This window comes from Natronoglycomyces albus (genome assembly GCF_016925535.1).
Lineage (GTDB): Bacteria > Actinomycetota > Actinomycetes > Mycobacteriales > Micromonosporaceae > Natronoglycomyces > Natronoglycomyces albus.
This window is the reverse complement of sequence record NZ_CP070496.1, coordinates 3,559,177-3,583,686: the sequence shown is the minus strand read 5'-3', so window position 1 is coordinate 3,583,686 and position 24,510 is coordinate 3,559,177. Positions and strand designations below refer to the sequence as shown.

Annotated in this window: 22 protein-coding genes; 11 read left to right on the top strand and 11 right to left on the bottom strand. The window is 61.4% G+C overall.

From position 1 onward, the window contains the following. Positions 1–227: 227 nt before the first annotated feature. Positions 228–794, top strand: a complete 567-nt coding sequence (locus tag JQS30_RS15320; protein ID WP_213171106.1) for a dihydrofolate reductase family protein — start codon at positions 228–230, stop codon at positions 792–794. On the opposite strand, the gene JQS30_RS15315 is transcribed toward JQS30_RS15320, so the two are convergent. After that, positions 791–1,447, bottom strand: coding sequence for a winged helix-turn-helix transcriptional regulator (locus JQS30_RS15315; RefSeq protein WP_213173102.1), 657 nt, complete (start codon positions 1,445–1,447; stop codon positions 791–793). The genes JQS30_RS15320 and JQS30_RS15315 overlap by 4 nt on opposite strands. A gap of 266 nt (positions 1,448–1,713) precedes the next feature. On the opposite strand from JQS30_RS15315, the gene JQS30_RS15310 reads away from it, so the two are divergent. The 4 genes from JQS30_RS15310 (at position 1,714) to JQS30_RS15295 (ending at position 6,275) form a co-directional block, all read left to right on the top strand. Continuing rightward, entirely contained in the window at positions 1,714–2,607 is an 894-nt protein-coding gene (locus tag JQS30_RS15310; protein ID WP_213171105.1) for a hypothetical protein, read from the top strand. Positions 2,608–2,775: 168 nt separating this feature from the next. After that, positions 2,776–3,510, top strand: coding sequence for an LmeA family phospholipid-binding protein (locus tag JQS30_RS15305; RefSeq protein ID WP_213171104.1), 735 nt, complete (start codon positions 2,776–2,778; stop codon positions 3,508–3,510). Positions 3,511–5,047: 1,537 nt separating this feature from the next. Then, entirely contained in the window at positions 5,048–5,899 is an 852-nt protein-coding gene (locus JQS30_RS15300) for a sulfurtransferase (protein ID WP_213171103.1), read from the top strand. A 28-nt stretch (positions 5,900–5,927) separates the two neighbouring features. Continuing rightward, positions 5,928–6,275 carry a DUF1416 domain-containing protein gene (locus JQS30_RS15295; RefSeq protein WP_213171102.1) on the top strand — a complete coding sequence of 116 codons (348 nt, stop codon included), beginning with the start codon at positions 5,928–5,930 and terminating at the stop codon, positions 6,273–6,275. 666 nt (positions 6,276–6,941) lie between these two features. On the opposite strand, the gene JQS30_RS15290 is transcribed toward JQS30_RS15295, so the two are convergent. Both JQS30_RS15290 and JQS30_RS15285 read right to left on the bottom strand, forming a co-directional pair. After that, a complete protein-coding gene (locus JQS30_RS15290) occupies positions 6,942–7,181 on the bottom strand; it encodes a DUF397 domain-containing protein (RefSeq protein ID WP_213171101.1) in 240 nt (79 codons plus the stop codon). Next, positions 7,178–8,038 (bottom strand): helix-turn-helix domain-containing protein, encoded by an 861-nt coding sequence (locus tag JQS30_RS15285; RefSeq protein ID WP_213171100.1) that lies wholly within the window; start codon positions 8,036–8,038, stop codon positions 7,178–7,180. Before JQS30_RS15285 ends, JQS30_RS15290 begins: the two co-directional genes overlap by 4 nt. 236 nt (positions 8,039–8,274) lie before the next feature. Between JQS30_RS15285 and JQS30_RS15280 the strand changes: the two genes are divergently transcribed. The 3 genes from JQS30_RS15280 (at position 8,275) to JQS30_RS15270 (ending at position 10,464) form a co-directional block, all read left to right on the top strand. Further along, complete coding sequence (locus tag JQS30_RS15280; RefSeq protein ID WP_213171099.1) at positions 8,275–8,724, top strand: hypothetical protein; 450 nt, start codon at positions 8,275–8,277, stop codon at positions 8,722–8,724. A gap of 1 nt (position 8,725) precedes the next feature. After that, positions 8,726–9,094 carry a hypothetical protein gene (locus JQS30_RS15275; RefSeq protein ID WP_213171098.1) on the top strand — a complete coding sequence of 123 codons (369 nt, stop codon included), beginning with the start codon at positions 8,726–8,728 and terminating at the stop codon, positions 9,092–9,094. A 539-nt stretch (positions 9,095–9,633) separates the two neighbouring features. Next, the gene (locus tag JQS30_RS15270) at positions 9,634–10,464 is read left to right on the top strand and encodes a hypothetical protein (RefSeq protein ID WP_213171097.1); all 831 of its coding nucleotides are present in this window, start codon (positions 9,634–9,636) and stop codon (positions 10,462–10,464) included. Positions 10,465–10,507: 43 nt separating this feature from the next. Here the strand turns inward: JQS30_RS15270 and JQS30_RS15265 are convergent, their stop codons facing one another. Beyond that, on the bottom strand, positions 10,508–11,185 hold the full coding sequence (locus tag JQS30_RS15265) for a hypothetical protein (protein ID WP_213171096.1): 678 nt from the start codon (positions 11,183–11,185) through the stop codon (positions 10,508–10,510). Between the two features lie 90 nt (positions 11,186–11,275). Then, on the bottom strand, positions 11,276–11,632 hold the full coding sequence (locus tag JQS30_RS15260) for a DUF3817 domain-containing protein (RefSeq protein ID WP_246497948.1): 357 nt from the start codon (positions 11,630–11,632) through the stop codon (positions 11,276–11,278). A 145-nt stretch (positions 11,633–11,777) separates the two neighbouring features. Here JQS30_RS15260 and JQS30_RS15255 point away from each other — a divergent pair, with 145 nt between their 5' ends. Beyond that, a complete protein-coding gene (locus JQS30_RS15255; RefSeq protein WP_213171095.1) occupies positions 11,778–13,589 on the top strand; it encodes an NAD-binding protein in 1,812 nt (603 codons plus the stop codon). 262 nt (positions 13,590–13,851) lie between these two features. Next, entirely contained in the window at positions 13,852–15,426 is a 1,575-nt protein-coding gene (locus tag JQS30_RS15250; RefSeq protein ID WP_246498167.1) for a trypsin-like serine peptidase, read from the top strand. A 770-nt stretch (positions 15,427–16,196) separates the two neighbouring features. On the opposite strand, the gene JQS30_RS15245 is transcribed toward JQS30_RS15250, so the two are convergent. Genes JQS30_RS15245 through JQS30_RS15220 form a run of 6 tightly spaced genes read right to left on the bottom strand, consistent with a single transcriptional unit; the run spans position 16,197 to position 22,326 of the window. Then, a complete protein-coding gene (locus JQS30_RS15245; RefSeq protein WP_213171093.1) occupies positions 16,197–17,990 on the bottom strand; it encodes an ABC transporter substrate-binding protein in 1,794 nt (597 codons plus the stop codon). Continuing rightward, on the bottom strand, positions 17,987–18,175 hold the full coding sequence (locus tag JQS30_RS15240) for a hypothetical protein (RefSeq protein ID WP_213171092.1): 189 nt from the start codon (positions 18,173–18,175) through the stop codon (positions 17,987–17,989). The genes JQS30_RS15245 and JQS30_RS15240 overlap by 4 nt, the downstream gene beginning before the upstream one ends. Positions 18,176–18,179: 4 nt before the next feature. Then, positions 18,180–19,190: an ABC transporter ATP-binding protein gene (locus tag JQS30_RS15235; protein WP_213171091.1), complete on the bottom strand. Its 1,011-nt coding sequence runs from the start codon at positions 19,188–19,190 to the stop codon at positions 18,180–18,182. Then, on the bottom strand, positions 19,183–20,328 hold the full coding sequence (locus JQS30_RS15230) for an ABC transporter ATP-binding protein (RefSeq protein ID WP_213171090.1): 1,146 nt from the start codon (positions 20,326–20,328) through the stop codon (positions 19,183–19,185). Before JQS30_RS15230 ends, JQS30_RS15235 begins: the two co-directional genes overlap by 8 nt. Positions 20,329–20,334: 6 nt before the next feature. Continuing rightward, the gene (locus JQS30_RS15225) at positions 20,335–21,231 is read right to left on the bottom strand and encodes an ABC transporter permease (RefSeq protein WP_213171089.1); all 897 of its coding nucleotides are present in this window, start codon (positions 21,229–21,231) and stop codon (positions 20,335–20,337) included. Positions 21,232–21,234: 3 nt separating this feature from the next. Next, the gene (locus JQS30_RS15220) at positions 21,235–22,326 is read right to left on the bottom strand and encodes an ABC transporter permease (protein WP_213171088.1); all 1,092 of its coding nucleotides are present in this window, start codon (positions 22,324–22,326) and stop codon (positions 21,235–21,237) included. Positions 22,327–22,986: 660 nt separating this feature from the next. Here JQS30_RS15220 and JQS30_RS15215 point away from each other — a divergent pair. Beyond that, positions 22,987–24,207, top strand: coding sequence for an NADP-dependent isocitrate dehydrogenase (locus tag JQS30_RS15215; protein ID WP_213171087.1), 1,221 nt, complete (start codon positions 22,987–22,989; stop codon positions 24,205–24,207). Positions 24,208–24,510: the final 303 nt, after the last annotated feature.

Below are 24,510 nucleotides of genomic sequence, written 5' to 3'. Positions count from 1 at the left end.
TAAACTAAAGTAAGTGGCCGCTCGGTTTTCCGGGCGGCCACTTCGTGTCTGTCTCAACGGTATTGGAAGTCGTGGCCTGTTCAGGCTTGCGGTGCGGCCACACCTGAGACGAACCGTCCGCCAGGCTTATGGAAGGGTGCTGCAGGCGTTCTCGTCGGCTGCGTCCACTGTATCCTTGAGCTTGCGTTTTTGCATAAGCTTCCGTGTGTTTTTAGAAAGGGACCCTCATGCGCCAACTGGTCTATTACATTGCCGCCACTGTCGATGGCTATATTGCCGGACCGAACGGGCAGTTCGACTTTTTCTCGCACATTGCCGACCCGCAGGCGGGTTTGAAGTATCTCGACAGCGACACGTGCCCGACCCACGTGCGCCAGGCGCTGAATCGAGACGAGGTTCCCAACGAACGTTTCGACACGGTGTTGATGGGCCGACACACCTACGAGGTGGGGTACCGCGAAGGAATATCGAGCCCGTACGCACACTTGCGCCAGTTCGTGTTCTCCTCCACGCTGGGCGAGGTGGACCCCGCGGTGACAGTGGTCGACCGCGACCCCGTCGAGACGGTACGGCGGTTGAAGTCCGAGGACGGGCTCGACATATGGCTTTGCGGTGGAGGGAATCTCGCCGGTGAACTATTGGGCGAGATCGACCGGCTGGAAATTAAGCGTGACAGCATAGTCGCGGGCAGTGGAATCCCCATGTTCGCCGGCGGTTTTGCTCCGACGCCGTTTCGCCGCACAGGTACCCACCAGCGAGGACAGGTCACGGTAGAGGTGTGGGAACGCTGTTAGGAGTTGGCTTGCGCGACTACCTCGTCACTGTCAACCGGCGGGGCGACGAACTTGTAGCCCACCTGCCTTACCGTACCGATGAGCGCCTCGTGCTCGCTCCCGAGCTTCGCCCGTAGCCGTCGTACGTGTACGTCGACGGTGCGGGTGCCGCCGAAGAAGTCGTAGCCCCACACTTCGCGCAGCAGCTGCTCACGGGTGAAAACCCGTCCGGGGTGTTGGGCCAGGAAGCGCAGCAGCTCGAATTCCTTGTAGGTCAAGTCCAGTGGTTGCCCCTTGAGCTTCGCCGCGTAGGTCTCGGGGTCGACCGTGAGCGCGCCGACGCGAATGAGCGCCGCCTCAGCGGTGCCCTGGGTGTCATGGGTGCCAGAGGCCAGCCGAAGCCGCGCTTCGACCTCGGCGGGGCCCGCAGTGTCCAATACGAAATCGTCAATGCCCCAGTCGCCCTGCAATGTCACCAGACCCGCCTCGGTGACCACGGCGATCACGGGTGTCGATCCGCCAGCGGCCTGGAGTAGGCGACAGGTGGATCGGGCATCGGCTAGTTCGGTGCGGGCATCGACCAGGATCAAGTCCGGGGCGGGTCCGCCCAACAGGGTGTTGACATCGGGTTCGGCATATCGCAGCCGGTGGCCTAGAAGCTCCAATGCGGCCAGCGGAGCGTTCGAGGCGACAGCGAGGCCGGGACGGACTGGTGCCGTACGGTCGGCGCGGCGGGACTGAGGGCCGTTGCTTGAACCAGGGGTGGCGGTGAGAATGAGAATCTGCACAGAGTTCCTCCGCGATAACTGAACAGCCTAAGACTGGCTGTTCGTCGCTGCCCGGCACCGCTGGCGGAAAGCGGGTGGTGATACGCCCACCAGTATACGGCTTCGCAATGCAAGATTTCACCCCCTGAGGCCGATCGCGTACGCTCAAGGGCGTGTCACTTGAGCAACATGACGACGTCGATGCCCCCGTTAGCCCACCGGCGGAGCCCCCCATCGACCCCACGATGCCCCCCGCGCAGCCGCCTATCTGGCAGCTGGTGCCGCCAATCGTCTTGGCCGCCTTGATAACTGCTGGCCTGATCCTTGGGTCACAACTGGAACGCATGTTTTACGCGATCGGGATTGGCGGCCTGCAAGCGCTGCTCGCGATTGCCCTCGTGTGGCAGTTGAGAGCTCGGTCACCTATCCCGCCGGTCGCCGTAGCCGTTATGACGGGCCTTGGAGCTGGAGCCGTCGCCGTGCACTGGCGGCCGGTGTCGCTGCTGCCCATCGCGGCACTACTGGCCGTGGCCTTCATCGCCGTGGTCGTGGTGCAGCTGTTTCAGCGCGACCGCCGTGACTTGGTCGACCAATTGGCAATTTCCATGTGCGCGGTGGTCGGCGCGGTGGGCTTCGCCTCCTATATCGCCCTGTCGCGCCTGGGGGCGGCCCCTCCAGCCATGTACACGGCCGTGATGGCCGCCGGGACGGCGATCGTGGCTGCCCGCGCGATCGACATGGCCATGCCCAACCCGCGCATCAACCGGCAAGTTCCCCGTGGTGCGTTCGGCATCGTCATCGGCGTGGTGTGTGGCACGGGAGCGGCCGGGTACGCCGGGGTCGTGCTGGAGGGCCCTGACCCGACTTCGGCCGCGATCGGCGGGCTTCTGGTCGCGCTCGTGGCCGTATTGTGCGATCTTTCTGCCTCCTACCTTCAAGCGGCTCGCCGCATCGACGGGCTGGGTACCGCCTGGTGGCTGGTGAATGGACTGCTGGGCCCGCTCCTCGCCTTCGCCTTGGCAGGGCCGGTGATCTACCTACTCAGCGCCTACTACATGGTGGCCTGATGCGGTTCGTTGTTGCCGTGGTCGATGGGCAGTATGGTTGCCCCAGACGGCCGCCCGAAATTGCGCGCAACCCCATGCCAACATTCGGATTCGGGCCGTCTACCCCTGACGTTGACCCACGGTGCCACAACGCTGCCGTCGGGGCGTCGCATCGCTGAGGAGAAACCCGTGAACAAGACTCGTCGCCGTATCGTCCGCTGGCTGATCGCGTTGCTCGTGCTGGCCCTCGTGCTCGTTGTTGGCGACCGCGTCGCCGCCTATGTCGCCGAGCGCCAGATCGCCAAGCAGGTGGCCTCCTCGGCGGCGTCCGAAGGCGCGGCCTCAGAACAACGCCCTCACGTCGACATACACGGGTTCCCGTTCCTCACCCAGGTCGTCGGCGGCGAGTATGGGCAGGTCGACATCGCGCTGCGGGACGTGCACGCGAATGGCTTGGTCTTCCCCAGGCTGGTACTGGAGGCCTACGACATCGACGCTCCGCTGACGGACACGGTGCGCGGCGGCTCGATTGTGGCCGCGCGCGTCGAGGCCACCGGAACGGTGTCGGCCGAGTCTCTGTCCAATTTGGTAGACGATGTGGTCGACTTCGACATCAGTGTTTCCACCAGCGGTGACATGACCATTGACGCGACGCTGAATGTGTTCGGAAACGACATCCCGCTCCAGGGCACCGGCTCGGTGTCGATGGCAGACAACGCCATCGTGATCTCCGCGGGTGATTTCAACGCCGTGGGCACCCCGCTGCCGCCTGGGGGCGAGGAGATTGTGCGCGGCATGGTCGACCGCCTCAACACGACCGTGGCCCTGCCTACGCTGCCTTATGGGATCACGTTGACTGACCTGGAGTTCACCAGCGACGCCATCCACCTAAAGGGCTATGCCGAAGACGTCACCCTCACCTGAGCGGCCACCTGGTTTTTCAGGCGACTCATAGAGCCGCCGCAAGGGGAACATTCGCCCATAGTGGGGCGTGTTTGATCCCAGTTGACATGGCACGCTCACCTACGAGGCCTATAAGAAAGTGCGAACTTGACGTAAGTAAACGAGCCGACGCGAGCGCCTTTTGTCGAAGCCTCTGCGCGCACGGCTAATCGCTACTGCCGAGGACTGGGAATAATGGCGAATACGATATGGGCGCATAATGCCACTTTGGGGCGAGGATAATTGATTACTGAATGGATTTGTGTTCGCTTGCCGTTGGCTTCTAGGTAGCTTTTGCTGGATGAAATTAGCCTATAGCTTTATCGTATTTGCTCGCATCCTAACTCTGGGATCGAACGACGTCGGTGAGTTCTAGGGTCGGGGCGTGAACTGGTCGTCAACCCGTTACAGGTCTAATGCGGCCATTCCCCGGATGTCCTCGCGTTGCGGTTGTAAATCGTGGCCGCAAGTGGGTGGACGCGCGTATTTGTCGATTTTGGTATCGGGGTATCTTTGCGTCGTTGCGGCTGTGTCTGAATGGGTCGTGAATGTGGCGTGACATCACTGTGCGGTATCGGTGCTCTCGCACAGTCGGTGTTTGCGATTCGCGTGGGCCATTACAGGCGCACGTCACTGCTAAGAAGAATCCTAATGGCAACTGAGGCGGGCGGCCTCGTTCGGCATTTCTTGGTCTCAGGACGAGTAGCTCATCTTTTTGGGTGGCTGTGAATTCGCCGTGCGGAAAGGCTTTGAGTCGGTGGAGGAGGCCGCGCGGCGCTCTGCGATGGCCGAACCGGGCAGGGGCGTCGCCACTGGCAGCCGGGGGCGCTCGAGGTCGTCGGTGAGAAAACGGATATTCGTGCATAGAGTTCACGATCGCATCTGACCGGCACTTTCGTAAGCGTGAGTCACACTGGCCAATGAATCTGAGGCTGGCAGCGTTACCTACCCAACATTTTCGGGCCTGTGTCCAAAATCCGGGACGGGGGCTAGCCGGAGCGCCCGCAGTCTGTTACCGTTCTCCTCATGCGCAAAGCACTTCTAACCAAGCGGCGCGCGATCGATTTTTGCCGGATCGCCAACTCGCTATGTCGAATGCCCTAGGCAGCCCTCAGGCTGCCCGGGCGGCTGTATGAGCCGCCAGAGGCGTCACAGCGAGTACTGGTGTATCGAGAATCCGGATTCTGGGTTTCTGCCCAATCTTCCTACGTAGACAAGTGAGTCCTTGCTCCTGCCATTATGGCTGCGAGCGGGGCCAAGTCTCCGTATCTCAATACCCTCTTCATAGGTGACGCCACGGTCCCCCGGGGATCGCCATAAGTGGTGTTGCGCGGTGATGATCAACGTGGATTCGCAACCCGTCACAGAGAAGCCAACCGGCTTCACCTGAACAGTTCGAACCACCTGACAACCAGTTGGAGCAACCCCCTATGGATCGAACCCCAAGATTAGAAACGCGTAAACACAGGAAATTCGCTTTCCCTATCTTTCGACCCTCTACTTAGGAGAGTTAGCACATATGAGCCGTGAAGACGTGCTGGTAACCGCCGAATGGGCGGAGAACAACCTCGACACCGCAGGAATCGTTTTCGTCGAGGTTGACGAAGACACCACCGCATACGACTCCAGCCACATCAAAGGCGCCATCAAGCTCGACTGGAAGACCGACCTCCAGGACCCGGTTCGACGCGACTTCGTCAGCTCCGAACAGTTCTCCGAACTGCTCTCCGAGCGCGGAATCAGCAACGACGACACCGTGATTCTCTACGGCGGTAACAACAACTGGTTCGCCGCCTATGCCTACTGGTACTTCAAGCTTTACGGCCACGAGAACGTCAAGCTGCTCGACGGAGGCCGCAAGAAGTGGGAACTGGATGCCCGCGACCTCGTCGCCGAGGTTCCCAAGCGCGAGCGCACCAAATACGTCGCCAAGGAAGCTGACAACTCCATTCGCGCCCTGCGTGACGAGACGGTCAACGCGATCGGAGCGGTCAACCTGGTCGACGTGCGTTCCCCCGACGAATACGCCGGTCGTCTCCTGGCCCCGGCCCACCTGCCGCAGGAACAGTCCCAGCGTGCGGGCCACATCCCGACGGCTATCAGCGTCCCGTGGAGCAAGGCAGCCAACGAAGACGGCACCTTCAAGTCCAACGAAGAGCTCAAGGAGCTCTACACCGAAGCTGGCCTCGACCTCGACCGGCCGACTATCGCCTACTGCCGCATCGGAGAGCGTTCCTCCCACACCTGGTTCGCCCTGCAAGAGCTACTGGGCTTCGAGAACGTGAAGAACTACGACGGTTCCTGGACCGAGTACGGCTCGCTGGTAGGCGTGCCGATCGCGCTCGGCGATGAACCCGGCGATGCCAAGTAAACCGGCTGACGAGAAAAGGAGAAAAGAAATGTCTGCTGCTACTGCCACCCCCGTTAACACTCAGACCAGCGGTTGCGGAGCTCCGTCTCAGGATGCCGCGCTACCAGCCGCCGTTGACCTCGAGACCGAAACCGTCGTCACTGGCCTGGTCTATGACTCCGACGGCAACACCGTGGCCGGGGCCTACGTTCGGCTGCTCGATGGCACCGGTGAGTTCACCGCCGAGGTCGTCACGGGCGCGGAGGGCCGTTACCGGTTCTTCGCCGCACCAGGTAACTGGACGCTGCGGGCGCTCTCACGCTTCGGAGACGGTAAGAGTGAAGTCACCGTCTCGCAGGGACTCAACGAGTCCACTGTGACCGTCGACCGTTCCTAGGCACGTACTGGCTGGCGCCGACAGACCGGTCAGGACGTTCGCAACCGTGAATGTCCCCTCCGGTGGCCTCGCGCCAGGATCCGACAACCTTCAGAACCTTCATCGAAGACCGATCCCTGTGCGGTCTTCTCCTCGGACGACTGTGTTCGTCTTAGTGGGATAGGGGCGACACCTGACCGACCAGGTGTCGCCTCTTTTTAATGCCCGCCAGTGTTGGGGGACGCTATTTGCTGCCAATCGGGATTGGCAGCCCTGGGAAAAGCAGGGGCAAGTAAATCTTGCGGTGTTTGGCATCGTCATCGAGAAGGGTCTCAAGGATGACAGTAGCCATATCACGGTAGAGAAATACGTCGTAGATGCCAGCAGAGCGATGGTGGCATCCTCCGATGGGCCGAAGCCACTGCGTATTGAGCTCTTGGTCCAATCAACTCTCGGCCAACCAGAGCGACTTGATGGAGCCCTTGGTTAGGCTTAGAGAACCATCTTGCCGATAGCGGATTACGTCGTTGTCCAACAGCTGGATGCGTCACCGGAGGAAAGAGACGGACTTCTAGACCGCGCTGAGGCAGCACTCTTGCGACATGTCAGTGGCTGGATGAGGCGTGACCACTTGCGATGAGCCTGAGGCAACGAATCCCGTAAACATGGGTCCGCCTAGCTGTGGGGCTAAAAGTCGAATTCGCCGTCTTTGGCTCCGGCGAGGAACGCGGCCCACTCTTGGTGGGTGTAGACGATGAGGTCACCTTCGGGGTGGTGGGAATGGCGCACGGCGACCCGGCCCGAACCGTCGGCCAGCGGCCCGGCTTCGACACACTGGCCCCCGTTGGTCGAGCTTCGCGAACTTACATGCCAATCAATGACTTCGAGTTCACTACGCTCTAGCGAAGGCTGATTGCTAGATGTCATTGGTAGCCCTCCATGTGCCGCTTGATCAGGGCTCTTGAGTCTTCTTCAGTGAGCGCTCTGCCTCTTACACTGTCCCACACGGCCTGGATGTGTCGGACCTGTGGTTCTTCGATGTAGAGCGACCCTCCAACAGTGTCGATGTACGTCACGTCCATGTATGGGAAGGGCATCTCAAAAAGTTCAAAGCTCCCTGACTGAGCCTTGTGTGGACCGCCGCTCATCGGCATGACAAGGACCTCGATGTGGCTCTCCAGCGATCGATCGAGCAGGTGCTGAAGCTGATCGGCCATAATTCCTGAGGTCGCAACTGGGCGTAGAAGAGCTACCTCTTCCAGTACGACTGAGAGTTGAACCGGTGACTCCCGGTGCAGAACCTTTTGCCGCTCGACTCGAACGTCAACCCACCGAGAAATCTGGTCCTCAGGCGTGCGCTTGGGCGCTTCGTTCCGAATAATTGCGTCGGCATACTCGCGCGTTTGAAGCAAACCAGGCACAAGCAGATGTTGGTAGGTGTTGATTCGATCAGTTCTCGCCTCTAGCCAGGGAACGTTGATGAATTCGCTACCCATGTCATCTCGATGCTGATCCCACCAGCCCTTTCGCCATATGTCGTCACATAGTTGCAGCAGGCCGTTCCGTTCGATTTCGTTGGACACGCCGTAGAAGTCCAGGAGGGCTAGGACATCTTCCCGCCGGAACGGAATCTCGCCGTTCTCATATCGACTGAGCATTCCGGGGTTGCGACGGATGTGCTTGGAAGCTTCACCTTGCGGAATCCGGAGGCGTTTCCTGAGGTCACGCAGTTTTTCGCCAAGCCACTGTGCGCGAAGGCTGGGCTCTGGGCCGGTTCTCTTCACGTGGACCCTCTCCTGACATTTCTGGCAAAAATAAACAAATCGCGGAAACTATCCGTTGCAATCTTGCAACGGAACTCTGATTGTGTCATGCTATCAACCATCGTGAGAGTGACGCTACTGTCTGTGGCGAGATGTTCTAAAAGGGCACCTCTTGCGAAGTTCACATAAGCCGACCGGGGCGGCCAGTAGTTGGTAGCTCAGCCCGCCCCGGTCTCTAAAGAAATCGGAGGTAGACGATGTCTACGCCCGACCCTGTCATTATCGCGCACAGTAGCGATAATCCCAAACCTGATTCGCCCTCCGGCGGTCCGTCATCTGGACATCAGGAGGAACAACCCGCCGCCAAGCTGGATCTCCACCGGACCTTGGTGGGCCAAGATCTGGCGTTTACCAGCACGACTCCTCCTACCGAGTCGCCCAAGACAACACCCGACTCTGTGGTCGAGTTCCGTTACAACTCAGAGGTCTTCACCGTCTCGCCGCATCCGGAACGAGGCTCAGCCCTGGCTTTGCGGATGCGCGGCCAATGCATGGCCATTCGCGTCGCCACGATCCTGTTCGCCCGTGGACGCATCACCGGCGTCGAGTGGGAGACACCGTTCTCCGGCCGCCCAACCGAATGGCAAGAAGCGCTCCTCGCCCAAGCGGTCGCCAACGCCGACCCGGCTTTGCGGGAGGTGGGCTGAAGTGCGCCACAACAGGTTTCGAATCCCGAAGACGCGCATCGTCAACGGGCGCAAACCATCGATCAACGCCATCAGCCGAGCCTCGACTCATGATCTGTGGGGAACATACGTGGAACCGGGCAAATACTACGGGCGGTTTCTCTCCGACAACCAGTACTTCTACCTGTACGGCTCCTGGCGCGGAGACTCCATTTCCGTTCACCGCGAAGAGAATCGCGACGGTGAACCGGTAGCCCGCTTCTACCTAACGCCGCTGGGCGGCTGGTGGATGCAACCGTGCGTCTGGGGCGACAAAGCCAAAGGCTTGAGTCGACTGAACGAAAATTTTCAGGAATATCTCACGACGCACTCACAGCTGCGCGACTTGTAGCCACAGCTGGCAATCACCGTCAACCAACCGTGGCCACCATCGCGCCGCTGACCCACATCGGCCCGTCTGGCCTGCGCTGACCTGGGGCAACCGGTCGTGGATGCGGCACGTTGGTTGACGTACACAACCTAAGACACCAATTCAATACGCACACTTTTGGCTGTAGTGGGGGTGGCCCTGGCGCGGCAGCTGCGCGTCGGTCTAGATGGCCCTCACCCAACGGCACCGACCCCCGTTGGCGTGGAGACGACGAGACCCCAACGAGTGCGATGTATCTAGAGCATCCAGCACCACCGGGATTCCTCGACGGAGCGCACCGCAGCACCACCAGGCGCGCGGCAGCCACTCCACGACCAACGGGTCACAACATCCCACCTTGAGGAGAGAACGACTTCCCTGCCGTGACCAGGCATCGAGCGTGCGCGGGCCGCAGCCACAGATGGACGTTTCGGCCAGCCAGCAGCGATGGCGGGAGAAAGGACCACATCGGTCGACGCCGGGTGAGTTCGCCCATGGCCTCTTGGGGCACACTAGAATCTGTGTTTGCTCAAACCAGCCAGCGTGGCCGCCGCATTCTTCTCGCCGTGACTGCGGTCTGGGCCGTTGCCATCGTCGTAACCGCCTTTGTGGCCAGCACCCCGACCGTGCGCGAGCAAGCAGACGCCGCCAAAGGGGTCGAGGAGCTACAAGAGGCCATGACCGAGGGCATGACCGCCCTGGCCGGGCAGCCCTACCCCTTTGTCATCACCCCGCAGCTGCTGGAAGAATGCCCGATCACGCTGGTCCGTGACGGAGTCGAACACTCCCAATCGCTGCGTGTGGTCACCGAATCGGCTCATCGGGAGCAGGCGGCGGCGCGAATGTTTGAGCACCTTGACACCCGCTACCATTTCCGGCCACTGTCCGACCACGGAGGCATAGTCACGACGCCGGAGTTCCTCGACTTGCGGCTCGTGGGCACCGGGCAGATCACGTTTTCCGCCGACACGGGTTGTCGAGGGGCCGAAGGATTCGAAAGCCGCGCGCCCTACCTCGACACCGACTCGGTCGCGGGGGAGCTCGACCAGCTGGCCCGCATAGTCGGCTCAGTCGACCGTTTCGACCTAGGCACTGCCGAATGTCCCACATCGGCGCAAGGGCCGTCCCCGCACGCGGCCACCTTCTGGGCCGAACTGGACTTCGACGGAGACCCGTCCGAGGCGATGGAACGGTTCTGGCAGCTGGCGCCCGAAGAAGCGGTGCGGCTAGTGGACAATGCAGAAGACGCGGCCTATCGCGATGCCCAAGGCGACTTCTACCTCATGCAAGTGGGCAAGACCCTCAGCGAGGCCAGCGGCATGACAGTGGCGATGACTCGTCCCTGCGGGTGAGCCACGAGAGGCCGGGTCGATCACTTCTCAGAGAGTACGCACCCTAGACGGTCTTGAGCACCCGCTCGGCAAAACAGCGCCACGCGCCCGACAGCGCACCCGGGTCCTCAAGGGAGGCCCAGATGCCTCTCTCCGCCTCGAGCACTCCCTCATCCAGCCCCAACAGTCGCACCCAGTCGGCCCGATGGGCAATACCGGGAAAGAACTCCTCGGAAGCGGCAAAAAACGCCACATATGCCCGGTGCAGGCCCACATCAAGCAGATGGGCTCTGTGCCACGGATCATTGGGCATCTCGATGAGCGTCTTGGCCAAAGCCTCCGCATTCTCCTGCAGAAGCTGCGCGGAAGCCTCGATCAACTTGTCCGGAAAATCAGTGATGCGCCCGCGCGCCTCGCTGCCCAGCTCCGAATCATCGGCCAAGAGCGTGCCGTGGCTGAACTGCGCCGCCAAGGTCAAAGCCGTGGTGCCAGGCTCGTACCAGCCGCGCCCGGCATAGAGCTCGTCGAGGTGGCTATGGAACTGGCCCACGGTGATATGGCTTGCCACGCCGTTGAGTTCGGAAGGCGCCTCTGGCAGGTCCCAGACACACAACAGCTCCGCGCCTTGCCCGAATTCGGCTACGGCGGGCCCGTGCGCAAAGGCAAACGCCAACGACTCGTCGTCGTTGAGGTCCGCTAGGACCTCCGTTGACAAGTGAAGAACTACCTCTGGGAGTGACATGTTTCTAAGTGTGGCCCGTCGATGCCACTCTCGTCCACCAATTCCGAGGTCGACCAGTCATATCGGTGACTTTTCGCGACACACCCAGGCTTAGACGTCAGCCGTGGCACGTTTTGGTTCCTCCCCGGGGGCGGGCACATCGGCGTCGCGCTGAGCTCGGAATCGTTTCATGACGCGATGGTCGAACCACAAGGTGGCGAACGGGGGCACCGAACAGATGCCACCAATGAGAAGTTCCTTCAGCGGCCACGAGTGTAGGCGGGCGCTGACAAGCACCGCCAGAAGGTAGGCCATGAACAGCGCGCCGTGAATCGGGCCGAAGATCGCGACTCCAATGTCATTGCCTCCCCCGAGGTACTTGAAGTACATGCCGATGAGCAGACCCGCCCACGAGCAGGCCTCGGCGATGGCGACGACGCGGAAGATTTTGAGGTCTAGTGGGATCACGCTTCCCAGGCTATCGACTTCCGACGGCTATCCCAGAGGTGTGGCGCCAATATGGCGGGCATCTCCACCAAGGGCCCAACGTCGAATGCCTGGAGGCGACATCTTTGGGCGAGCGGAAGTTTGGCCGGACAAATACACTGAGAAAATGAACCCCGGCATAAACCATCCCGAACTAGCCGCAGCTTCGCAAAAGGTGATCGTCTGCGGAGATTCCGGGCTGGCGTATCTCTTGATAGAGGAGCTCACCGAGCGCCACGGCATCCCCGTGACCGTGTTGCTGCCCTCCGCCCACGGCAGCCGCCGCCGGGAAATCCGCGAATACTCCCAAACCTCCTCACTGGTGACGATTTCGGAGCGCAATGGAATAACCGACGTGTCGTTGCAAGAGGCCGGGCTACAGGATGCCACGGCGGTCGCGCTCATGAACCAAGACGACATCGGCAATATCAACATGGCGATGCGTATCCGTGAGGTCTCCCGCAGCCTGGGGGAGATACCCAAACAACGCAACGGCTCCGCGGCCTCCCAACGAAGCAAGGAGACCGTACCGGGACCCAAGATCATCATCCGGATGTACAACCAGAACCTCACCGACCGGATCAAGGCCCTCATCGGCGGCGACACCGTGATCATGTCCGATGCCGACCTAGCCGCGCCCACCTTCGTGACAGCGGCGCTGGGAGGATTGCCGCCCGGCGACATCACCATCTGGGGCCGTCGCATGACCCAGTCACGCGAGCGTGAGGCCGAAGGGAGTCCGTCGGGAGAATGGCCCATCGCCAGCCGCCGCGATGACCACCTTTCGTTGCTACCGGACGACTTTGAAGATTGCATCCGCGTCCTGCGCCTGGAACGGGAGACGAAAATCCCCTGGTGGCGGTCGCGGCAGTCCTCGGCTCGGCAGTTCCTCATCCGGTCGTGGGAAATGGCGCGGCGCGTCTTTGACATGAAGCTACGCCTCACCGCCGTGATCTTGTTGGTGATCGTCATCGGCGGCGTGTGGATGCTCAACCACTTCGACGCCACCGAGGCCGAACCCGAAAACTGGTGGGACGCCCTCTACATCGTCACGTTGACCGCAGCCGGCGGCATCGACCCCGACATTGAGGCCTCCAAATGGACCAAGCTCGCCCACGGAGTTGTGGCGATGTCCGGTGCCCTCTTGATCCCCGTCGTCACCGGCGCCATTGTCCAGGCGCTCGTGACCCGCCGGATGTCGCTGGACGAAGGCCAACTGGTGTACCCGATCCGGGGCCACGTGATCGTCGTCGGACTGGGCAACGTGGGTACCCGCGTGGTGCAGCAACTGCGCGAACAAGGCGTCCAAGTCGTCGCCATTGACCGCAACCGGGAAGCCACAGGAGTGAGGGCCGCACGTCAATGCGGGGCGCACGTTCTGTTCGGCGAAGCTGGGCAGCCCGAAATCTTGGAGGCGGCGCACATCCAAAGCTGCAAGTCCCTGGCGGCCTTGACCTCCACCGACGAGGCGAACCTGGAGGCGGCACTCAACGGCATGCAGCTCAAAGAGGACCTGCATGTGGCCTTGCGCATCTACGAGTCGGAAATGGCGCGCTCGCTGCGCGAAGAACTCAACATTCGTTCCTCATACAGCGTGCCGCGCGTGGTGGCCGGTGCCTTCGCCGCGACGATGACCGAAGACACGATCCTGGAGACGATCCCGGTACGTCATCAGGCGATCTACATTTGCCAGGTGAAGATCCAAGGTGGTTCCGCCCTCGACGGTGCTTACGCCGCCGATGTCAGCGAGGTCGAATACACGCGGCTGTTGGCGATCCGCCAACCCACCGGCAAGGAACATTGGGACCCGATGGCCAATCCCGCCTTCTCCAAAGGGCAGCCGCTGCGAATGGGGCAAACTTTGCTGGTGCTTGCGTCGAAACAGGGACTCAATCACCTGCTATCCCAAAGCCGGGGTTCGGCTTCGGTCATGGATTAGCCCAGCGGCCATTAGCTAGACCTACTGCCAAACTCCGTGGCCGACAGCATTGATGGGGATCGAACGCAAACACCGACACTCCGACGAGCGGTCACACATTCTGTCCGCTCGGACGGTTCTGCTTCTCCGTGCCGCACATGTCCGTTAGCTGCGAAAACGCCGAAATTCGCCCCTGGTGCGGGATTTGTTGACCAAGGAACCAAAACCCGCCTCGCTCGTTACACAGGAAACGGAACATCCTGGGAAGGAGCGCGTAGTGACGATGTCAAAGGGGCAAGGGCCCAACGGCGACAAGGCAACTGGGGGAGGTGACTTTCGCTACCAAGACAGTCTGGGTGCCCACGACCACGTCAGCGGAATCTCACAGAGCAGCATCGAACACCTCGGCGCCACCAACGGCCCCAGCCTCCCCGGCGAGGCCGAGACTGAGCGCGTGAACGCGCCGGGGCGTCGCCGCCGCCACCTGGTCGCTGCCTCAGTGGGGGCCGCGGTCGTGGTCACCGGCGCATTCGTCGTGCCCAGCGCGCTGGCGGAGCGGGCCGAAGAGTCGACGCCCCCGGGTGAGAGCGCCGGTTTGGTCGAGGACCGCGCCCCTGGCCTACTAGAAATCGGAGACATCGAGGATGTCACCGAGACCATCTCCTATGTGGATGTGGCGGATGTGTTCGCGAACACGGGGATTGACCCTTCGCTGATCGCTGGCAGCATTGTCGACAACCTGACACTCGATCACCTCACTGGTAACGGTGTGCTCGACGGCAATAGCCTCGATACGAATCTGACCGAGAGCTACGAGGGCGAATCCGATGCTGCGGCCCTAGACTTGGCCGACGTCCTTGAGGCACCGAACCTCGTCTTTCACCAAAGCGATGCCTCCTATGTCAAGGTGCACTTCCAAGAAATGGAACTTCTTGGTGACGACTACGTGACCGTCTCCAGCCCTGATGGCGAAGAGAAGTACGTGATGGATTCCTCCAACGTGGACAACTGGGCTATGTCCATCACCGGAGACACCGCGATTGTCGAACTGCACCCGCGGACGGGTCTGGCTGATGTGACCGACAGTCTCGACCAAATGGGTGTTGTTGTCGACCAGGTCGCCTACGGCCTGCCCGAGTCCGTCATCGGGGATCGGATGCAACAGATGGGTCGTGAGCACATCGAGGAATCCATTTGTGGCGGTGACGACAAGGCCCCGGCGGTTTGTTACCAGGAGAGCCACCCGGAGGCGTTCGCCAGCACCGAGCCGGTGGCGCGACTGCTGCTGGACGGCACCGTATTGTGTACTGCCTTCCGTGTGAGCGAGGACAATCGCCTGTTGACGAACAACCACTGCTTCACCCAGACCTCCGAGGCCCAGCGAGCAGAGCTGTGGTTTGACTACCACTGCGTCTCATGCGGCAGCAGGGCGACGACGCAGCCGGTGAAGGTGCGGGGCGAGCAGGTCATCGCCACCAACCGTAGCTTGGACTACACGTTGTTTACTGTGGACGACTTCGAGGCGGTGGAGCACTTTGGGCACTTGAGGCTGTCGGACCAGCGTGCCTCCCAGGGCGACGAGATCTACATCCCGCAGCACCCGGCGGGCCGCCCCAGCGAACTGGCGATCACCTCAATTCCCGACAACGGCAACTGCGTGGTCTCCCACGCGGTGTATGACGGTTATGTGGCTGGAACCGACATCGCCTACATGTGCGACACCGAATTTGGTTCATCGGGTTCACCTGTGCTCAACGCCCACACTCACGAAGTGGTGGCGCTGCATCACTTCGGCGGATGCCCCAACTCCGGAGTGAGCGCTGACCAGATCTTGGCGGAGATCAAAGACTGGATTTAATCCACCCGGTTGCAAAATTCGTGAACGGGGAGAAATAGCCTAGGCATATAAATAACGATGACAAGGCGGCGTCGCCTGAGGCACGTGATCGTGCCTCAGGCGACGCCGTAGTCGTCTCATCCGACGGCATTGGCAACCGGAGGGAGTCAACCGGTTCAAGGAGGGCAGCCGTAACCTGCTGATACGGCTGGAGAGTAGCAAAGTATCAAGTGAACAGAAGATTATCCGGATGAGGATAATCCTCATCCGGATAATCTTCTGCAGACACGTGTCGGGGTGTGGGAGGCAATTCGTTGCAAACAACAGGGTGGACCGTGGCCTCGTGAGCCAGATCCACCCTCTTGTGTCTCGACGCGGACCCCGGACCGCGACGAAACTGAACCAATGCAGACGATGAAACTGTCATCGGTCCTGCTGTTGAGCGATATCGACGTGACATCGCGGTCAATCAGGCCGCATAGGCCCAGTGGCCGTGCGGCCCAGGCACTTCGCTCGCACACCCCCAGCGTCGCGCGAGCGGGCCAAAGTCGACGGCGGGATCGTCACGGGTAACCCCTGACGATCCCGCCGCTATCCGGGGGGATAGAGCCCGCCCCGTGGCAGTAATTGCAATCCTCCAGCCACCACGAGTCGAGCGAGGCAAAGTCCTTGGATATGCCTTGATCTGGCGAGCTTGCGTCGTAGTGGCTTCGCCAGAGGCCCATCAGGTTGCCCAGTGGTCGGGGCTCTGTCTAAGCGGTGCAGCGCCCTAGACAGAGCCGCCATACCGACTAGGCAGGTTCGATGTCGCCAGAGAGGATTCCCATCATCACCGGGTTGTCCTCGTGCGGGTGGTTCTCCGCCCACTCGGAGGGGAAGTCCAGGCTCTTCACCCGCACACCCTCGATTCCGTGCGTCAGACGCACGAAGCCCCACACCGGCAGTCGCGGCAGCGTTTCGTTGAACTCTCGTGCCAGCTCCCGGTTAGCCTCTTCTCGCTCCTCCTCGTCGAAGGAGTCACGGGCGATCTCGTACTGGTCGTCAACATCGTCGGTCGGCACCCCCATGCCCGGGTTGGTTCCGGTGCGCTCGTTGTCGACGTACCAGCCCATCTGCCAGGCGCCCCAGTAGTCGGGGTTGAACGGGTTGCCCCATTGGCGGATCGCCATGTCGAAGTCGCCAGTTCCCCAGATGCCCCAAGGGTTGTCCTCGGGCACGTTCAACACTTCGATGTCGAAGCCGAAGTTGTTCAGCTGCTCACCGATCTGCGTGGCGGACTGCACGAAGTCGTCCCAACCCGAAACACCGATCAGCTCGTAGCTGGCGCGGTCGCCATTGGGCTTGAGCCAGTTGTCGCCATCCAGGGTCCAGCCCGCATCTTCCAGCAGCGCCGTGGCCTGGTCGGTGTCGTGCTCGTAGTGGTTGAAGTCCTCAAGTTCCTCGGAGGTGAACAGGCGCTCGGCGATTCCATCGGCTAGACCCGTCACGTACTGCGTCGGGTAGGAGCCGTCCTCGCCCTGGGCGATGATGCCGACCTCTTCGCGGTTGATCACGTGCATCAGAGCCTGACGTACCCGCACATCCTGGAACTCCTCGTGGCGGCCCCAGTTCAGCATGACGCCAACCCCATCGGGCGAGGCGGCCATTGGCAGCTGCTTTAGGCCCTCCACACCCGCGACGACGTCGCGGTCCGAGGGGTTCAACACGTGCGTGGCGTAGTCGATTTCGCGTTCCAGCAGCAGTTGAGCAGCCGTGGCGTTGTCGGCCTTCTGGATGCGCACCTCGTCGAACTTCACCTGGTCGGTGAAGAGGCCCTTGTCGTGCTTCTTCATCACCACGATGTTGTCGCTGATGTCGCTGGGCTCGATCTTGAAAGGCCCGCAAGTAAGGTAGCCCTCGTCCTGGAATTCCAGGGTCGAGATCTCACCGGTGAGGTCTTGCTCTTCGTCGTCACCGAAGCTGACGCCGTCGAGTACCAGCTCCTTGGCGCGGTCCATGAACTCGCCAAAGCGAGAGTGCGGCAAGATGCGCTCGCGCATGACGTTGTATTCGATACCGTCAAAGCTGTTACGGAACTGCACGTGCAAGGTGTAGTCATCCGCAACGTGGATTTCTTCCACGTCCGGGTATCCGATGTCGTCAGGTGCCGAGGTCAGCTTGGCAAGATAGTACGTGCCCTCAAAGTCCTTCGAGGTCACCTCAGTGCCGTCGGTCCACTCCACTCCGGGGCGGATCTTGATTTCCAATGAATGGTCATCGCCCAGCTCATAGCTTTCGATAAGCTGCAATTCCCACTCGCCGGTACCCCAGACGCGCAAAGCGCCACGGGGGGTGAACAGCTCGCTGTAAACACTGTCGAGAAGGAGAGCGTTGTCGTCGGCGAAGGCGTTGAAGTGAGACGCCGTCACGTCGAAGTCGTAGGAACCGACAAAAGTCCCGCCGCCCTCGCCGTTACTGCTCGAATCCGCCGCGCAAGCGCCGAGCGCGCTAGCGCCGGCCACGCCGACCGTACCCATTCCCGCGGCCTGCAATAGGCGCCGCCGGGACATCTCCATGGAACGTGAAGTCTTTCGCTGAGAGGTCACTGCCTCTTCCTTTCTATGAATAGGGCAAAGGTGGAAAAGAGCGATAGGAACACTCCGATTCCGACCGTCAGCACGCTGATGACGAACTCGTCGGTGTCCGTAGGTAGTGCTAGGGCCAAGGCACCGGCACTAATCACCAGGAAGATCCCAATGAAAAGCCCAGTGCGGGCGATCAAGGTGAACATCGCATCACCCCACCGCCTGCGCCTGCTTGTGGTCACGTGCCACCACATGGCAGGCCAGCCGCCGTCGACCGTCCAGACGGACCAGCGGCGGTTCGGTCGCATCGCAAGTACCCGCCGCGAACAGCGGGCAACGCGGATGGAAAGTGCATCCTGAAGGCAGGTTGGTCAAACTGGGGATGTTGGCTGACCGCAGCCCAGCCGTCGCGTCCACGCGCCGAGCCGAATCCGGATCCGGCTCGCACACCGCCGCGATCAACGCCTTCGTGTACGGATGCTGCGGATCATTGATCACCTGCGGAGTCGGGCCGTGCTCAACGACCTTCCCCAAGTACATGACCGCGATCTCCCCATCCCAGGCGAAATACTTCGCCACGGCCAAGTCATGAGTGATGAACAAGAACCCCACATTCAACTCGTCACGTAGCTTCCCCAGCGTGTTGAGAATGCTGACCCGGATCGACACATCCAGCATCGAAGTCGACTCATCACAGATGAGCACCTCGGGGTCCATCGCCAAGGATCGGGCCACGTTGACCCGCTGGCGCTGGCCGCCGGAGAGCTGGTGCGGATACTTGTCCAGGTAGCTTTCGGCCGGGGTGAGGTCGACTCGTTCGAGCAGTTCGACGGCCCGCGCGCGCGAGCGGGCACGGCCGGTGACGATCCGGTGTTTACGCAAACCAGCGGTCAATGTGGAATAGATCGTGCGGGTCGGGTTGAGCGCCGCGTACGGGTCTTGGTGGATGTACTGCACGGCCCGACGGAAGTCAAAGCGCTCCTTGCGGGTCATGTGTTTGACATCCTGACCCTCATAGGCAATGTGGCCCGAGGTGGGCCGAATCAGCCCGGCGGCGGCGCGAGCGGTGGTGGTTTTGCCACAGCCGGACTCTCCGACCAAGCACAGCACTTTGCCCCGCTCGACCTTGAGGTCCACACCCCCCACAGCGGGAACGTCCCCTCCTTTGGTGGAGAAGACCTGCTCGATGTTGTCTAGGCGCAGCAGCTCAGTCTCAGACATTGGCGGCTCCTTTTGTTTCGGGCTGGGCTCCGCGGACAGGCCTAGTTGTGCTGGCGGGGCGATGTTCGACGGTGTTCGGTAGCGGCACCGGGGCCGGGTCGTCGTGGGTGAGGCGACGATCAAAGTCAACCTCGCCGGGTCGGACGCACGCGGCGGCGTGGGAGCGGCCCATGTACCGCTTGGTGATGGTCTGCAACGGGATCGGCTTGACGGAGCATTCGCCCAAGGCCAGGCTGCATCGTGGCTCGAAGGCGCAGCCGGAGGGCAGCGAGGACAGACTCGGCGGGGAGCCGGGAATCGATTCGAGAGCCGGCAGGTCACCCTTGACGGGCATGACCGCGTTGATCAGTCCGGCCGTGTAGGGGTGTTGCGGGTTGTAGAAGATGTCACGCGAGGTTCCGGTTTCGATGATCCGTCCGGCGTACATGGTCGCCACCCGGTCGGACAGTTCGGCGGCCAGGCCAAGGTCGTGGGTGATGAACACCATGGTGAAGCCGAACTTTTCCCTGATCTCGTGCAGTTGCTGCACGATTCCCCGCTGTGTCAACAGGTCCAGGGCCGTGGTCGGCTCATCCAAAATGAGCAGTTGCGGGTTTAGTGCCATCGCCAAGGCGATGAGCGCGCGCTGTTTCATGCCGCCGGAGAGTTCGTGCGGGAATGCAGGGAGCACGCGCGCCGGTTCGAGTCGCACCATTTCCAGCAGTTCGGCGGAGCGTTCTTCTATTTCCTTTTTGGTCCACTTTTGCTGGTGGGCGTGGTCAATCAAGGTGTCGGCAAAATGGTCTTGGATGCGGCGTACCGGGTTGAAGGCGTTCATCGCGCCCTGGAAGACGATGGCGGCTTCGGACCAGCGAAAGCGTCGCATGGGCTCGCGCTTGAGCTGCATGAGGTCTACAATGGAGCCGTCTTTGCGTCGAAAGTTCAACTCGCCGGAGCGGATCTGGCCCATGGTGGGCAGCAACCGCAACAGACCAAGCCCGAGAGTGGTCTTGCCGCAACCGGACTCACCGACCAGGGCAAGCGACTGCCCTGCGTACAGGTCGAGGTTGACTCCGGAGACTGCCGTGACTTCCTCGTTTTTTCCAGTCTGGTAGGCGATGCTGAGATCGCGGACCGAAAGAATGGGTTCGTTGCTCATGGATGCTTACCTTTCCCGCAGCCGTGGGTTAAGCGCCTGTTCGAGTGATCGTCCCAGTGTGACTAGTCCGATTTGGAACAAGATGATCATCGTCAGTGGTGCGAGCACGTAGGGGAGTGCGTTGGAGTTGAGGTAGGCGTTTTGGGACCACGCCTCTTGGATCATGAGGCCCCAGTTGTAGTCGGTGATGGGCAACAGTCCCAGCAGGTAGAGGCCCACGACGGCGTAGATGGCGTTGTTGATGGCCAGAATGAAGCTCACGAAGATGAACCCGGCCATGTTGGGCAGGATCTCCCGGAAGATGATGCGGGCGGCGCCGAGTTGTTGCAGCTTGGCGGCCTCGACGAATTCGCGTTCTTTCAGGGACATGACTTGCATGCGGATGGAACGCATGAGGACTGGCCAGGTGGTGAATCCGACGATGAGCGCCACGGCCACCGCGGGCAGGTTGCGGAAGAACGCGACGATGGCCAGCATCAGCAGGAACTGCGGGATGGTGATGACGGTGTCGGTCAGCTGCAATAGCCGGTTGTCCAGTGAGCCGCGGAAGTAGCCAGCGATGGCTCCGAGGAAGACGGCGATGAAGATCGCGGTGAACGCGGCGAGTGTCCCGATCCAGATCGGCTGGGCCCCGGAGAGGATGAGGATCGTGAAGGTGTCCTTGCCCTGATATTGGGTGCCTAGCCAGTGTTCGGCTGAGGGGCCGTTCCAGATCTTGGAGGTGTCGGTGGGCAGGGTCGAGTCCACAAAGAAGGGGCCGACGAAGGACAGCAGGACGATGAACAGGACGATCATGCCACCGGCGAATCCGGAGGGCGATCGGGTGAGCCCGTTCCAGATCAAGCGCCCGGTGCTGGCGGGCTTGTCGAATTCCGGTGGGGCGTCGAGGAGCGCTTTCGTCATGAGTTACGCCTCCGTGTCGTCGAGTCGAATGCGGGGGTCGAGGCGGGAGGCCAAGAGGTCGCAGATGAGGTTGGCGATGACAACCGTCGAGGCGAGAATGATGGTGGTTGCCTGAATGACTGGGTAGTCGCGTTGGTTGATCGATTCGAGGAACATTCCGCCGATGCCCGGGTAGTTGAGGATGCGCTCGACGAGGACCGCTCCGCCGATGAGCGTTCCCAGCGCGAGGGCGATTTGTGGCATGAGCGGCAGGATCGCGTTGCGGCCGATGTAGTTGGAGCCGATACGCCATCCTTTGAGCCCGCGAGCGCGGGCGACCATGACGTAGTCCTCGGTCATGATTTCGGTGGTGGCGGCTTTCATGGTGAGCATCCAGCCGCCGGTGATGGTGACCGCGTAGGCGAATACCGGCAGGATGGCGTGGTAGAGCGCGTCTCCGATGAAGACCATGTTGAAGCCGGTTTCGACGCCGGGGGAGAGCCTGCCTCGCATGTTGGCGAAGCTGAATAGGCCCAGCCAGGTCGATCCGATGACCACGACGGCTGCGGCGAGCAGGTAGTTGGGAACTCCGGCGAGGAATGAGGCGATGGGGGTCATGATGTGGTCGAAGGTGCCGTTACGCCGGTAGGCCATGATCATGCCGACGCCCAGGCCGACGAAGACGGCGATGAGGACGCCGAGGCCGACGGAGAAGAGGGTCCACGGCAGGTACTGCATGATGTAGTCGGTGACCTCTGTGGAGGGCCGGGTCATCATGTTGCCGTAGTTGAAGGTGACCACGCCGGTCATGAACTCCAGGTACTGGACGTACCAGGAGGCGTGCGGGTCGTAGGGGACGATCGCTTCGGCGATGCCGCGCGCCTGGGCGTGGGTCATGCCCGATTCGGTGAGGCGGCCAGCCATGATGTCGATGGGGTCGCCGGGCATGAGGCGGGCGAGAAAGAAGGTGCCGGTGGCGACGAACCATATGGTGAATATGGCTTGTCGTATGCGTTTGAAGGCGTAATTGCGCCAGATGCGCACGGCGAGTGGCCGAGGCGGGGGTGTTCCTTTCGTACCCGCTCGGGGAGGCGGTGCGACCGTCTCAGCTGTCACTGGCACTCCTTCAGTTTCGCTGACAAAAATAAAAAAGAATGTTTCTAGTAACGTACCGGCGTGATGCGTCCCACGCTAGCCTCGCAGCCAAATCGTTATCTTTCTTGACTAATTATCGCTAGCTGAATGTTATCCCAGCTCGTACCGCCTAGTAACCCGAGAATGTCCAGAGAGATAACCCGGAGGTGCCGGATGGGTCACCTCATGCAAAAGTGGATAAAAAACACGAAGAGTGCTCAATAGGCCACCGATGACGCGGCGTGGAGAACGACATCAGCTTGCGCGCCCGGCCGCCATACGGCGGCATCGCACCGCTGAGCCGGAGAGTTGGCATCGTCATAAGCTAGGGCTGGGAATTAGTGCCGCAACGCGCCGTGCAGTACGCTCGTACTGTTAATTGTCTGGGAGCGCGGTCCCCGCACCATCGGGAGATCGCCGAACGCCTGCCTGGCACGAACGAGGGCAGTGCGCACAACCAGAACAGCTCGCCGAGACTCCGGCGAGGGCCACCCGCTTGACAGTCTTGACATCTACGGCTCGGCCCAGCCCGCGGCCGCCTTCACAGTCGGGCGCTGAGCCATACTCACGGCCACAACAACGAAGAGTCCAGCCAGCACAGACTCGCAACACAGACTCAGTAAGAGGAGAGAGGTAAGGCGCATGGCGAAGAAAATCAAGGTAGTCAACCCGGTCGTCGAGCTTGACGGCGACGAAATGACCCGCATCATCTGGAAAAAGATCAAAGATGAGCTCATCCACCCCTACCTTGACGTGGATCTGAAGTACTTTGACCTCTCGGTGGAAAACCGCGACGCGACCGATGACCAGGTCACCGTCGATGCCGCCAATGCCATTAAAGAGCACAACGTCGGCGTCAAGTGTGCCACCATCACCCCCGACGAAGCGCGCGTGGAGGAATTCGGCCTCAAGAAGATGTGGCGCTCGCCCAACGGGACCATCCGTAACATCCTCGGCGGCGTGGTCTTCCGTGAGCCGATCATCATGAGCAACGTGCCGCGCCTGGTGCCCGGCTGGACCCAGCCGATCATTATCGGCCGTCACGCCCACGGTGACCAGTACAAGGCAACGGACTTCAAGGTCGACAAGCCCGGAACCCTGACCGTGACCTTCCAGCCCGACGACGGCTCCGAGCCGATGGAGTTCGAGGTCGCTCGCTATCCAGAGGGCGGCGGCGTCGCGATGAGCATGTACAACTACCGCAAGTCGATCGAAGACTTCGCCCGTGCGTCGTTCCGCTACGGCCTAGCGCGCAACTACCCGGTCTACATGTCGACCAAGAACACCATCTTGAAAGCCTACGACGGCATGTTCAAGGACATCTTCCAGGAGATCTTCGACGCCGAGTTCAAGGCTGACTTCGACGCCAAGGGCCTCACCTACGAGCACCGCCTCATCGACGACATGGTCGCGGCGGCGTTGAAGTGGGAAGGCGGATACGTCTGGGCCTGCAAGAACTATGACGGCGACGTGCAGTCGGACACTGTGGCGCAGGGCTTCGGCTCGCTGGGCCTCATGACCTCTGTGCTGATGACCCCCGACGGAAAGACCGTCGAGGCTGAGGCCGCGCACGGGACCGTGACCCGTCACTACCGCCAGTGGCAAGAGGGCAAGAAGACCTCTACGAACCCGATCGCCTCGATCTTCGCCTGGACCCGTGGGCTGGCCCACCGTGGCAAGCTCGACAACACCCCTGAGGTGACGGAGTTCGCGCAGAAGCTGGAGCAGGTCATCATCGACACTGTCGAGGGCGGTCAGATGACGAAGGACCTCGCCCTGCTGGTCGGCGCGGATGCCCCGTGGCTGACCACTGATGAGTTCATGGATGCGCTAAATGTCAATTTGGCGAAGGCCATGAACTAGGGATTCGGTATGGATGCGCTAAATGTGGCGTGTCCACGAACGATAGGCCTCGTGTCAGCCGTGGTTCGAGCAGCGGCGGCCAGGGCGCGAGCGGGCTTAGGGTCGCTCGCGCTGGGTTGCTGATTCGAAGCGGGGCTAGCTGAGAGCCCGCCCGGCTGGTTTTAGCGTGTGGAAGCCCGGCGCACCTTTGGTGCGCCGGGCTTCTTGGCGCATGGGGTCGGGCGTGGGGGAGTGGGGAGTTGCCAGCGGGCGGCGTTGATGTTTGTGGAATGGCCCCATCGGGCCCAAAATACGTGATAGAAA

What these genes read in the sequence shown, in the direction of transcription:
- JQS30_RS15265 (WP_213171096.1), bottom strand. Translation starts at nt 11,185, where the DNA reads ATGTCACTCCCAGAGGTAGTTCTTCACTTGTCAACGGAGGTCCTAGCG.
- JQS30_RS15295 (WP_213171102.1), top strand. Translation starts at nt 5,928, where the DNA reads ATGTCTGCTGCTACTGCCACCCCCGTTAACACTCAGACCAGCGGTTGC.
- JQS30_RS15255 (WP_213171095.1), top strand. Translation starts at nt 11,778, where the DNA reads ATGAACCCCGGCATAAACCATCCCGAACTAGCCGCAGCTTCGCAAAAG.
- JQS30_RS15225 (WP_213171089.1), bottom strand. Translation starts at nt 21,231, where the DNA reads ATGACGAAAGCGCTCCTCGACGCCCCACCGGAATTCGACAAGCCCGCC.
- JQS30_RS15300 (WP_213171103.1), top strand. Translation starts at nt 5,048, where the DNA reads ATGAGCCGTGAAGACGTGCTGGTAACCGCCGAATGGGCGGAGAACAAC.
- JQS30_RS15240 (WP_213171092.1), bottom strand. Translation starts at nt 18,175, where the DNA reads ATGTTCACCTTGATCGCCCGCACTGGGCTTTTCATTGGGATCTTCCTG.
- JQS30_RS15215 (WP_213171087.1), top strand. Translation starts at nt 22,987, where the DNA reads ATGGCGAAGAAAATCAAGGTAGTCAACCCGGTCGTCGAGCTTGACGGC.
- JQS30_RS15250 (WP_246498167.1), top strand. Translation starts at nt 13,852, where the DNA reads ATGTCAAAGGGGCAAGGGCCCAACGGCGACAAGGCAACTGGGGGAGGT.
- JQS30_RS15280 (WP_213171099.1), top strand. Translation starts at nt 8,275, where the DNA reads ATGTCTACGCCCGACCCTGTCATTATCGCGCACAGTAGCGATAATCCC.
- JQS30_RS15290 (WP_213171101.1), bottom strand. Translation starts at nt 7,181, where the DNA reads ATGACATCTAGCAATCAGCCTTCGCTAGAGCGTAGTGAACTCGAAGTC.
- JQS30_RS15230 (WP_213171090.1), bottom strand. Translation starts at nt 20,328, where the DNA reads ATGAGCAACGAACCCATTCTTTCGGTCCGCGATCTCAGCATCGCCTAC.
- JQS30_RS15320 (WP_213171106.1), top strand. Translation starts at nt 228, where the DNA reads ATGCGCCAACTGGTCTATTACATTGCCGCCACTGTCGATGGCTATATT.
- JQS30_RS15235 (WP_213171091.1), bottom strand. Translation starts at nt 19,190, where the DNA reads ATGTCTGAGACTGAGCTGCTGCGCCTAGACAACATCGAGCAGGTCTTC.